Source organism: Microcystis sp. M083S1, from assembly GCF_020246405.1.
Lineage (GTDB): Bacteria > Cyanobacteriota > Cyanobacteriia > Cyanobacteriales > Microcystaceae > Microcystis > Microcystis aeruginosa_C.
Genome location: NZ_JADBTB010000013.1, coordinates 1 through 11,804, shown reverse-complemented (window position 1 = coordinate 11,804; position 11,804 = coordinate 1). Strand labels below are relative to the sequence as shown.

At 41.9% G+C, this 11,804-nt stretch carries 10 protein-coding genes; 9 read left to right on the top strand and 1 reads right to left on the bottom strand.

Features of this window, described 5'->3' with window-relative positions:
* Positions 1 to 850: 850 nt before the first annotated feature.
* The 9 genes from IM450_RS00940 to bchB all read left to right on the top strand — a co-directional run bounded on the left by IM450_RS00940 (position 851) and on the right by bchB (position 10,166).
* Complete coding sequence (locus IM450_RS00940; protein WP_002803995.1) at positions 851 to 1,588, top strand: septal ring lytic transglycosylase RlpA family protein; 738 nt, start codon at positions 851 to 853, stop codon at positions 1,586 to 1,588.
* A 301-nt stretch (positions 1,589 to 1,889) separates the two neighbouring features.
* Complete coding sequence (locus tag IM450_RS00935; protein ID WP_287670633.1) at positions 1,890 to 2,591, top strand: ABC transporter ATP-binding protein; 702 nt, start codon at positions 1,890 to 1,892, stop codon at positions 2,589 to 2,591.
* 124 nt (positions 2,592 to 2,715) lie between these two features.
* Positions 2,716 to 4,377, top strand: coding sequence for an NAD(P)H-quinone oxidoreductase subunit 4 (locus IM450_RS00930; RefSeq protein ID WP_287670631.1), 1,662 nt, complete (start codon positions 2,716 to 2,718; stop codon positions 4,375 to 4,377).
* A 156-nt stretch (positions 4,378 to 4,533) separates the two neighbouring features.
* The gene (locus tag IM450_RS00925; protein ID WP_287670629.1) at positions 4,534 to 5,577 is read left to right on the top strand and encodes a DNA cytosine methyltransferase; all 1,044 of its coding nucleotides are present in this window, start codon (positions 4,534 to 4,536) and stop codon (positions 5,575 to 5,577) included.
* A 270-nt stretch (positions 5,578 to 5,847) separates the two neighbouring features.
* On the top strand, positions 5,848 to 6,189 hold the full coding sequence (locus IM450_RS00920; RefSeq protein WP_002803985.1) for a hypothetical protein: 342 nt from the start codon (positions 5,848 to 5,850) through the stop codon (positions 6,187 to 6,189).
* Positions 6,190 to 6,455: 266 nt separating this feature from the next.
* The gene (locus IM450_RS00915) at positions 6,456 to 6,929 is read left to right on the top strand and encodes a tRNA (cytidine(34)-2'-O)-methyltransferase (protein WP_002803984.1); all 474 of its coding nucleotides are present in this window, start codon (positions 6,456 to 6,458) and stop codon (positions 6,927 to 6,929) included.
* A gap of 225 nt (positions 6,930 to 7,154) precedes the next feature.
* Positions 7,155 to 7,742 carry a prepilin-type cleavage/methylation domain-containing protein gene (locus tag IM450_RS00910; RefSeq protein ID WP_287670626.1) on the top strand — a complete coding sequence of 196 codons (588 nt, stop codon included), beginning with the start codon at positions 7,155 to 7,157 and terminating at the stop codon, positions 7,740 to 7,742.
* Positions 7,743 to 7,887: 145 nt separating this feature from the next.
* Complete coding sequence (locus tag IM450_RS00905) at positions 7,888 to 8,484, top strand: ParA family protein (RefSeq protein WP_287670624.1); 597 nt, start codon at positions 7,888 to 7,890, stop codon at positions 8,482 to 8,484.
* 155 nt (positions 8,485 to 8,639) lie between these two features.
* Positions 8,640 to 10,166 carry a ferredoxin:protochlorophyllide reductase (ATP-dependent) subunit B gene (bchB, locus tag IM450_RS00900; RefSeq protein ID WP_287670622.1) on the top strand — a complete coding sequence of 509 codons (1,527 nt, stop codon included), beginning with the start codon at positions 8,640 to 8,642 and terminating at the stop codon, positions 10,164 to 10,166.
* 45 nt (positions 10,167 to 10,211) lie between these two features.
* Here bchB and IM450_RS00895 read toward each other — a convergent pair whose 3' ends face one another.
* Positions 10,212 to 11,339 carry a class I SAM-dependent methyltransferase gene (locus IM450_RS00895; RefSeq protein WP_287670620.1) on the bottom strand — a complete coding sequence of 376 codons (1,128 nt, stop codon included), beginning with the start codon at positions 11,337 to 11,339 and terminating at the stop codon, positions 10,212 to 10,214.
* Between the last annotated feature and the right edge of the window lie 465 nt (positions 11,340 to 11,804).

Sequence of the window (11,804 nt, the reverse complement as noted above, 5' to 3'; positions counted from 1 at the left end):
ATTTTGAGGTAGTCAGTTACCTAATTTTCAGGGAAAAAGTACCTGAATTTTACCCCCGATCCCTCCAATGGTCGGCACTTTTTGAGGTCAAAAAAGTCTAAAAGCCTTATCCAACAAGGTTTTTAGATTTATTCAGCAAGCTCTATATAGGGTTTGCGGCAAAAAGCTTTTCGTGGGGTTAGGAGTCGGTCCTCAGTATTCAGTGATCAGATGCGGGTTTTCAGTTCACTGTTTACTGTTCACAGCCAAAAACTCCCTACTCCCCAATTCATAATTCATAATTCATAATTTCCTATCCCTTTTAAACAGGATTTAGTATTAGCCTATATCAGCATTTCTGATTCTATAGTTAAGTTTGGCTAATAACAGCTTATTTTTAGTTGCTTGTCAAGCCCCTATTATAATTTTTAATCTCTGATCCTTGGTCTGATTTAACATTGATCTTAAAAATCTAGTTTTTTGTAGCGAAGAAAACAGTTTTATTAACCATTATCTGCTGCTATAGAGGGAAATCGGGGAGGGCTGATAATCCTTGAAACCCTTGTCAATACTAGCATTATTCCCCCTCGAAATTTCACTAATTCCCTAAGTTTTTCTAACCTTGATCCCCTCTAGGACACAAAAAATTAAAAACCTTCCATCTTAACTTGGTTTTTGGTGCAGGTCAACCCTTTATTTAAATTTTTGATTCTCTTGCCCGATAACGATATAAATTCTTGTAATGACCAACCAATTTTCCGTGATACGGTTGAACAGAACGCAACCAAGTTAGCTTTGCAAGCAAAAAGGAATGTTAGCAAATTCCTTCAGCTTTGCATTGGGAACTTGCTAACGCACAATAAGAAAGTCTATGAATAAACAACTGATCAACAAACTACAAGCTGTAACTGCCCTTACCGTAGTGGGGACTACAGCCTCGATAATTTGTTCCCAGACAGCAGGACACAGCAACAGCCTGACGGATATTAGCCTAGATCGTCAAACTGTGGTCGAGTCAACTACTCAAATCGTTCTGTCCGCTTTTTCTAATAGTCGAACATCTGATTCAGATATTAAATTATCACGTTCGGCTCAAGATAATGTTAACGAAATTCTAAAAACTTTGGAGTCCCTAGTGGACAAAGAAAATACCGTCCCTGCAAGCGTTACACCCCGAACCCAAGAGGCCATTCCTTCGACGGTACAACCCCAATCACAACCCAATCAAGTCAAGCCGGCCCCGGCCAGCAATCCTGCCTCAGTGACACCAGCAGAGAAGCCGAAAACAACCCAAGCGGTAAAAACCAGCAGTCGCCCCCGTAAACAGGGAATGGCCTCTTGGTATGGTCCTGGTTTCCACGGTCGTCGCACCGCTAGTGGTGAGACTTTTAACTCTAGTGGTTTAACTGCCGCTCATCGCTATCTACCTTTCGGCACTAGGGTTAGGGTAACTAATCTGCGTAATGGGCGCTCGGTGGTGGTGCGAATTAACGATCGCGGTCCGTTTAGCGGTGGTCGCGTCATCGATCTCTCCAGAGGTGCGGCAGCGATTATCGGTGTCTTCCAATCGGGAGTTGCCCCAGTTGTCTTGGAAGTTTTAGGCAGATAATCAGTAAACAGTTATCAGTTATCAGTTATCAGTAAACAGTAAGCAGTGAAAAGACAGCACTGTTAATTTGTGTCTGGGAAAACTTAGTACAAATGCTCAGACTTCCTCCTTATCTCTGACTTGAAAGAGGGTGTAGGGTGTGGGGTGTAGGGAAGGAAACCTCTTTCCTCTGTGGGGGTGAAAATTTTTTCATCGGGACTGACCAAAAACTCACATCTGATCAGTGGTAACTGGTAACTGGTAACTGATAACTGGTAACTGATCACTGCTATAGTGATCCTATTGGGATTTGACTGGGTTTATGTTGGAAATTAGCGATTTATCGGTTAATTATGGCGGAATCAAGGCATTACAGCAGGTTAGCTTAAGGGTAGAAGAAGGGGAAATTGTCACCCTGATTGGAGCGAACGGAGCAGGAAAAACGACGACTCTAAAGACGATATCTCGGATTTTAACGGCAAAGACGGGGCGAATAATTTATCAAGGTCAAGATATTACCCATTTACCGCCCCATGAAATCGTTAAGCGGGGAATTGCCCATAGTCCGGAAGGGAGAAGAATCTTAGCGCGTCAAACAGTCTTGACAAATTTGCAGTTAGGTGCGTATACGAGAAGCGATCGCCTAGGAGTAAAAAGCGATATCGAAGAGCAGTTGCAACGTTTTCCCCGACTATCGGAGCGCCGAGAGCAGTTAGCGGGAACCCTAAGCGGTGGGGAACAGCAGATGCTTGCGATTGCCAGAGCTTTAATGAGTCGTCCCAAGTTATTGTTACTAGACGAACCCAGTTTAGGACTAGCGCCGCAGATAGTGCGAGAAATATTCAGTATTATCCGTAAATTAAATAAATCGGGAGTAACTATCCTGTTAGTGGAACAAAACGCCCATTTAGCCTTAGAAACTGCCAATCGCGGCTATGTTTTGGCAGCGGGACGCTTGACTATCGCGGGAAAAGCCGGGGATTTACTCAAGGATGAGCGAGTCAAACAAGCTTATTTGGGTTAATCGATGATGATGCGCCAACTATAGACAAAAGCCTATGGTAAAGGTAGGCCAAAAAATATTCACAAAATTTTACAAAGTCGCATAAAATGAACACATAACGAAATAGGTATTTTTTCTTACTGCCATGCTAACGGCTAACTTCCCCTGGCTCACTGCCATCATTTTGCTCCCCTTGCTTGCCTCTTTCCTGATCCCTGTAATCCCCGACAAAGAAGGAAAAACTGTTCGTTGGTTCGCGCTTGGAGTCGGACTAGCAGACTTTATATTAATGTGTTACGTCTTTTTACAAAAATATGATTTAAGCAACCCCAACTTACAATTAGTAGAAAAAATCGATTGGGTTCCCCAAATTGGTTTAAGTTGGGCGGTGTCAGTGGATGGTATCTCAGCACCGTTAGTTTTATTAGCAGGATTGGTGACAACCCTTTCTATCTTGGCCGCGTGGCAAGTGGACCGCAAACCCCGTTTATTCTACTTCCTGATGCTGTTGCTCTACGCCGCTCAGATTGGTGTTTTCGTCGCCCAAGATTTATTATTATTCTTCTTAATGTGGGAAATCGAGTTAATTCCCGTTTATCTACTCGTTTCCATCTGGGGTGGTCAAAAACGTCGTTATGCCGCCACTAAATTCCTACTCTACACCGCCGCCGCTTCTATCTTCATCCTCGTTGCCGGTCTAGCCATGGCCCTTTACGGTGGTGGCGCGATGACCTTTGATATGGCGGAATTAGGATTTAAAGATTATCCCCTCGCTTTAGAATTAGTCCTTTACGCTGGTTTATTAATCGCTTTCGGAGTCAAACTCGCCATCTTCCCCCTCCATACTTGGCTCCCCGATGCTCACGGTGAAGCTTCTGCACCTGTATCGATGATTCTCGCTGGTGTTCTCCTCAAAATGGGTGGTTACGGTTTAATCCGCCTTAATATGGGCCTTCTACCCGATGCACACATCTACTTTGCCCCGATTCTAGCGATTCTCGGTGTCGTTAATATTATCTACGGTGCTTTCGCTTCCTTCGGTCAACAAAACATGAAACGCCGTCTCGCTTATTCCTCGGTTTCACACATGGGATTCGTCCTTTTAGGGATTGCTTCCTTCACCGATGTGGGTATTAGCGGCGCTATGTTACAAATGCTCTCCCATGGTTTAATTGCCGCCGTCTTATTCTTCCTTGCTGGTGTCACCTATGACCGCACCCATACCTTAGCTTTAAACGAGATGGGTGGGATTGCTCAAGCGATGCCGAAAGTCTTCGCTCTCTTTACTGCTGGCGCCATGGCTTCCCTAGCGTTACCCGGAATGAGCGGTTTTGCCAGTGAAATTACTGTGTTTATCGGTGTCACTAGCAGTGACGTTTATAGCCAAACCTTCCGGGTTGTGACTGTCTTCCTCGCTTCCGTTGGTTTAATCCTCACCCCGATTTATCTACTCTCCATGCTCCGTCAAGTTTTCTACGGAGATGGTTCTTCCTGCGATATTACTAACATTACCCCCAACAAAAGTAACGAACAGGCAGTTTGTTTCGGTACTAGCTGTGTCCTTCCTGACGAATCAGAATATATTGACGCTAAACCCAGAGAAATCTTTATCGCTGTCTCTTTCCTCGCTTTGATTGTCGCTATCGGTTTTTATCCCCAACTAGCTACCCGTATCTACGATGTGAAAACGGTGGCAGTTAACTCGGAAGTGCGTCAAGCCTACAGAGAAATCGCCGCTACTCGTCAAAATATCTACGCTGAAACTAAACCCGACGTAAGCGCCAAGGTTGCCAGTATATTCCAATAAATTGGCAAGTCTAAAGTTCATAGCTTATCGGGAGTAGTAATTCTACTCCCGATTTTTTTTGGCGAGGAAAAAGATGCGAGCATTTATACTAAAATCTAAGATAGCTGGTTTAATATCGTCTCTGGGATCAAAACAAAAGCTTAGAATAGAGAAAATATGTGGACTTTTATTGATTTATTTGCCGGTATAGGAGGATTTAGAATCGCCCTAGAAAATCTCGGTTGTCAATGCGTTTTTTCTTCGGAAATCGATCCTCACTCCCAAAAGGTTTACTTGGCTAACTATGGTCATTTACCCGATAATCAAGACATCAGAAAATTAGAGGTAAAAACTGTCCCCGATCATGATATACTATGCGGCGGTTTTCCCTGTCAAGCCTTTAGTATCGCCGGCAGAAAACACGGTTTTGAAGATGCACGCGGAACCTTATTTTTTGAAGTTGCCCGGATATTACACGAAAAGAAACCGAAAGCTTTTATCTTAGAAAATGTCCAGGGTTTAGTCCATCATGATCGAGGTAAAACTTTAAAAACTATTTTAGATATACTAGAAAAGGATTTGCATTATTTTGTCCCTAGTCCCCAGATTTTAAATGCCAGATATTTTGGGGTTCCTCAAAACCGTCCCCGAATTTTTATCATCGGTTTTCGAGAAGATTTAAATATTTACCATTTTTCCTATCCCCAACCAACCCATCAAGAAACTTGTCTCAAAGATATCCTAGAAGAAAAGGAAGTCAGCGTTAAATATTATCTCTCTAATCAGTATTTAGAAACTTTGTTTAAACACAGGGCCAGACACCAAAATAAAGGTAATGGTTTTGGTTATGAGATTATTTCTCCCGATGGTATCGCTAATGCTATTGTGGTGGGAGGTATGGGAAAAGAAAGAAATTTAGTTATCGATCAAAGACTGACTAATTTTACTCCGGTTACTCGCATTAAGGGAGAGGTAAATAAATTATTCGTCCGCAGAATGACCCCCAGAGAATGGGCAAGATTACAGGGATTTCCCGATAGTTTTCAGATTGTTGTCAGCGATGTCCAAGCTTATAAACAGTTCGGCAATTCTGTGGCTATTCCCGTGGTAAAAGCGGTGGCAAAAGAGGTGATTAAGGTTTTAGATTTATCCAGAGATTCTCAAGAAAATATCGGGGTTAAAGACCTACAGGGGAGACAATTAGAGTTATTGTCAATCTGAGGAACAATAACAATTTTGTCTAGGGGTTTGGGTATATTAAGAATAGTTATTATTCGCTCAATACGATCGCTGTTTATGCTTGACTATAACTGGATTAACAGTAGACTTCTTGAATAATTAATTTTCGAGAGTTCAAAAATGGGAAAAATAGCCATGAGGTAACAATAAAAGAGCAGCAGAGGTGATGGTTTCTCGGTTGTGCTTGTTAAAGGTATCTTTCTTATACTACACTTGTAACACCAATAGGTTTAGTATTCGGGAGAAAAAATTATGCGGACAATCACACGCACCACCACTACCGATATGGAAGTCACCAGCATTCGTCTGGAAAGAGTCCTCAAAGACAAGCTGAAAGAGATTTCCGGCAATCAAGGTTATCAAGCGCTCATTCGCGATGTCCTATGGAATTTCGTTCAACAGAAATCAGGAGATTATCGACCGCAGTTTTGTGCTGGCGATATAAGGGCAGTATTTAACGCTACAGCTAGAAAAAATGAGATTTGCGCTCTTACAGGCAATTTAATCCCCGCTAATGCAACAATGTTGTTAGGTTTGACCATCCATGGCGATTTAGTCCCGTTGAGTATGGATAGTTATACCAATTTAAAATAAGTTTGACTAGGGTGGGGCAGAATCTAGTATAGTTAGTCCTCACCCAAGGGAAGTGGGAATTATAAATTATAAATTATGAATTATGAATTGAGAGGTGGGAATTATAAATTATAAATTATGAATTATGAATTGAGAGGTGGGAATTATAAATTATAAATTATGAATTATGACTTGAGAGGTGGGGAGTTTTTTGCTGTGAACAGTGAACTGATAACTGATAACTGATAACTGATAACTGATAACTGATAACCGATAACTGATAACTGATGACTGAAGCGATTTTACGAGTGGTTTTAATTAATCCGCAAATTCCGCCAAATACGGGGAATATTGCCCGTACCTGCGCCGCAACGAGGACAGAATTGCATTTAGTCGGTCCTTTGGGTTTTGAAATTAGCGATCGCTATCTGAAGCGGGCCGGCTTAGATTATTGGCCCTATGTAAAACTTATGTACCACTTGACAATCGATGACTTTTGTGTATATCAACAAAAGAGCGGCGGAAGGGCGATCGGGTTTACCGTGCGCGGCAGCAGTAGTTATCTGGAATACAGCTATCAAAGCGGAGATTGGCTACTTTTTGGCAGTGAAACCGACGGTATTCCAGCAGATTTATTAAATCAATGTGATGACACGGTTTATATTCCCATGGCAGAACCGGGGGTGAGAAGTTTAAATCTTTCCGTTAGTGTGGCCATCGGATTATTCGAGGCTAGACGACAATTGGGATTTATTCGTTAGCGGGACATTTGGCTATATAAACAGAGCAAATAAACTGAATTGATCATAAAATTGCAAAATTGCTTTTATTTAGCTCATTTTTGCTTATATCACGAAAAATTGTGATCGCCGTCAATTTTGTCCGTAATAACAGCAGTAAATTATGTGGATTATCCTAGCGCAAATTAATTGTTGCTCCTTTCTAATCCCATAATTTATTGAAAATAAAAAGGCAAGATGAGGCTTATGAATATCTTCGACCTTTCTTCTAATACTTTTCGCAATTTACAGCTTTTTAATCGGCAAAAATCCACCTCTGGCTTAACTCAAGTCGAGATGTTAGTTACCCTAATTTTATTAGGAATTCTCTTAACCATTGCCCTTTCTGTTTATCATCGTTTCATGGCTTGGATTCGCTTAAATATCGCCACCTTTGAAATATCCCAACAATGGAAAAATACCCGTTATCAAGCCACAGGAGGAGGTTCTCACCCTATATCTTTGTGCATGGCCGCAAGTGAAACCGAACAGATTAAAGTGGCAAAAGTGGAAGGGAACGAATGTGAAAATGTCACCGATTGGACTCCCATCACTCGCGGCGTTAGCATCGATACTAATAATTCTACCCTACGCCTAGTTAACGGACCTGTGGGTAATCAAGGGACAATTTATCGCGCTAGTTGGGGCGACACAAGAGAGGGGTTAGGGGGTTCTTGGGGACAGTTAGGCAGAATTACTTTAGTGGCTGCCGGTACACCCGACAAACGCTGTTTATTTTTATTTCGTGTTGATGGTAGTTGGGATATTCGCCAAGATAATAGATGTGTGCCTTAAACCGTAAAAAGTTATCGATATGATATCGAAAGAGTCACGCTCAAAAATCTAGAATCCCGACTGATAGCCTTTCTGCGGGGAAACTTAAACGGTTTTCAGTCCGTCTGGGAGTACACTAGAAAATACTCACTTATTCGATCCGTTCATGATTATTTCCGTCGTAGCACTGAAGGGAGGGGTCGGGAAAACCACCACATCGATTCATTTGGCCGCCTATTTTCAAGAAAAAGCGCCCACCTTATTGATTGATGCGGATAAAAATCGTTCGGCTCTCCATTGGTCCCGGGAAGAAACCCTTCCTTTTATGGTAGCGTCCCAAGCTGGAGCGACGGGACTGGTGAAACAATACACTCATATTATCGTCGATACCCAGGCCCGGCCGGAACCGGACGAGTTAAAAGATTTAGCTCAGGGCAGCGATTTATTAATCCTACCCACCACTCCCAATCATCTCGATATCGATGTCACGATTAAAGCGGTAGAATTGCTGTCCACGATGACCGATAATTATCGAGTTCTTTTAACCCAAGTGGATTCACGGACAAAAACAGGACGAGAAGCGCGGAAAGCTCTAGAAGAAGCAAAATTACCCGTATTTAAGCGAGAAATTCCCCGTTTAGTTGCTTTTGAACGAGCGGCCGAAAAGGGAGTCATCGTCAAAGATTATCCCGACCCCCGGTCGAATTTTGGCTGGCTTTGTTACCAAGCGGTCGGTAAAGAAATTTTTGCCCTAATGACATAAATTGTTAAAAAAGTTAACATTAATATTTATGTCATTTTTCCCCGAAAAGATACTTAATCTGCATGGGGACTTTTTGTAATCTTCCGTTAAGCGTTCACTCCTAAATCCGTAAAGTCTGAGACAATCAAAAAAGTCTGACTGTAGGAGAACCCTCTATGAAATTGGCCTATTGGATGTATGCGGGTCCCGCTCATATTGGCACTTTAAGGATCGCCAGTTCCTTTAAAAATGTTCATGCTATCATGCACGCTCCTCTGGGAGACGATTATTTTAACGTCATGCGCTCGATGTTGGAAAGGGAGCGTAATTTTACCCCCGTCACTGCTAGTATTGTCGATCGTAATGTTTTAGCCCGGGGTTCCCAAGAAAAAGTCGTCGATAATATTGTTCGCAAAGATCGCGAAGAAAGTCCCGATTTAATCGTTTTAACCCCCACCTGCACCTCCAGCATTCTCCAAGAGGATTTACAAAACTTTGTCGAAAGAGCGCGACAGGATGCCGAGGGGGATGTGCTGCTGGCCGATGTCAACCACTATCGCTATAATGAGCTACAAGCGGCCGATAAAACCCTCTATCAAATTATCAAATATTATCTCGATAAAGCCCAAAGAAAAGGGGAAATTATCTCCCAGAAAACCCCTAAACCTTCGGTTAATATTATCGGTATTACCACCCTCGGTTTCCATAACCAACATGATCGCACGGAATTAAAGCGGTTAATGGCAGATTTGGACATTGAAGTTAACGAAATTATTCCCGAAGCTGCCTCGGTGGAAAACTTAAAAAATCTGCCCCGCGCTTGGTTTAATCTGGTTCCCTATCGAGAAGTGGGATTAATGACAGCCAAATATCTCGAAAGCGAATTCGCTATGCCCTACGTTGATATTACCCCCATGGGAGTGGTGGAAACAGCCCGCTGTATTCGCAAAATTCAAGAGGTAATTAATGGCCAGGGTGCGGCAGTAGATTACGAAGATTTTATCAATGAACAAACTCTGCATATCTCCCAAGCTGCTTGGTTTTCTCGTTCCATTGACTGTCAAAATTTAACTGGCAAAAAAGCGGTGGTTTTTGGTGATAATACCCACGCAGCCGCTATGACAAAAATTCTCGCCAGGGAGATGGGAATTCATGTGGTTTTAGCGGGTACTTATTGTAAGTATGATGCGGATTGGTTCCTGGAACAAGTGAGTGAATATTGCGATGAAGTGTTAATTAGTGATGATAATGGGGCGATAGGGGATGCTATTGCTCGATTAGAACCAGCGGCGATATTTGGTACTCAAATGGAACGTCATGTGGGCAAACGTTTAGATATTCCCTGTGGAGTAATTGCCGCACCTATTCATATCCAAAATTTCCCCCTCGGTTATAAACCTTTCTTAGGTTACGAAGGCACTAATCAGATCGCTGATTTGGTCTATAATTCCTTTACTTTGGGTATGGAAGATCACCTATTAGAGATATTCGGTGGTCATGATACAAAAGAGGTAATTACTAAGGGTATTTCGGCAGATTCTGACCTAAATTGGAATAAGGAAGCTACGGTAGAATTGCAGAAAATACCTGGTTTTGTGCGCGGGAAAGTCAAACGAAATACCGAAAAATTTGCCCGGGAGCGAGGTATTGGTGAAATAACTTTAGAGGTAATGTATGCGGCTAAAGAATCTGTAGGAGCTTAATTATTTTTGGGGCTGAAAGTTAACAGCATTCAGCCCTTTTTTTAGTTATTTGCTTAATCCCTGAAGTATTCTTTCCTCTACTCCTTTCCCCTGAATTAACACTCCAAATCCTCCTAAACCGGTGGGATTGATTAATTGATGTAGGGAATCTCGACGCTGAAATATAGTTGATATATCGATTTTTCCTTGAGAAAGTTCATTTAATCTATCTCCTAATCCCAAAGCCATTAAAAATAATCCTTGCTGAGTAAAACCGAGATTTTTTAAGCCTAATTTATCCCCTTGACGTTGTAAAGCAGTAAAATCCACATGAGTGGTAATATCTTGTTCTCCCACCCACAAATAAGGATGATCATGACGCTGATGTTGTCGATAACATTGTAGGGTTCCTTGACTTCTTTGGGGATGATAATATTTTTCGGCAGTGTAACCGTAATCTATGGTTAAGATATAACCTCGATCGAGTTTCCGATTAACCGTTTCTAACCAGTCTAAAGCTAATAAGTTTACCTCAGTTTGATAACCCTCCTGATAAAGTGGTGAAGGAATATTTATCCCCACTAAATCAAAATAATCTTTGATTCTGTCAGTAGATAAATCTGCGATAATCTCCTGAAAAGGTTCCCCCAATCCTAGATAAATTTCTCGCAATTCTCCCGACTCGATCACAACTCGATGGACAGGAAAAGCATCGATTAACTCATTACTAAACACACAACCCACAAGGGAATTATCGGCTAAATCTGGCCAACTTCGCCAAGATACTGGGGAATATCCCGCTAAAGTTGCCCGTTGTCTTTCCCTGAGTTTCTGAGATTGTTCGACAATTATATAACTGAGATTTTGATAAAAATCAGCATAGCTATCACTTAAATAATCAAGGATATCCTTCGCTAAAATTCCCGAACCTGCTCCCACTTCCACTAAAGTAAATCCTCGCGAATTGCCCAAAAATTCCGCCATCTCGACAAATTGCTCTGCCAACAATTCACCAAAATCTGCCCCTAGGGACGAGGAAGTAAAAAAATCTCCTTTTGAGCCAATTTTTACTTTTCCAGAGGTGTAATAGCCATAATCGGGGTGATAGAGAGCTAAATCCATCCAGCGCTCGAAGCTAATTCGACCCGCTACTGATTGTTTAATTTCCTCTAGGATGATTGCTTCTAAATTCATCTTGATCAGGGAATTATGAATTATGAATTATGAATTATGAAATGGGGTTCTTCGTTACTTAGTATGGTTCGATAGGGTGGCATAAATGGACTAAATCCTTATCTGGCAAGAGATTTCATTGATTAGTTCGCTCTAGATCGAAAACAATTAACAAAAATCGCCAAATGTCTTTCTCTATAAGAGTTTCATTCCTTATAATCCTGTACGTTGCATAAGACAAACCGAAGAACCTGAAATGGGAAGTGGGAATTAGGAATTATGAAATGGGAAGTGGGAATTAGGAAGTGGGAATTAGGAATTAGGAATTAGGAAGGGTGCATCTAACATTTGCAAAAATACCGACAATCAGCAATTATCAGTGACTCTTAAATTATTACAGACGTATCAGCAGCTGCGTGTAAGCATCCCACCGAAAAACTAATGCGCGGGGGTTTGGGGGCGGCGCCACGCCCCCAACGGGGGGTT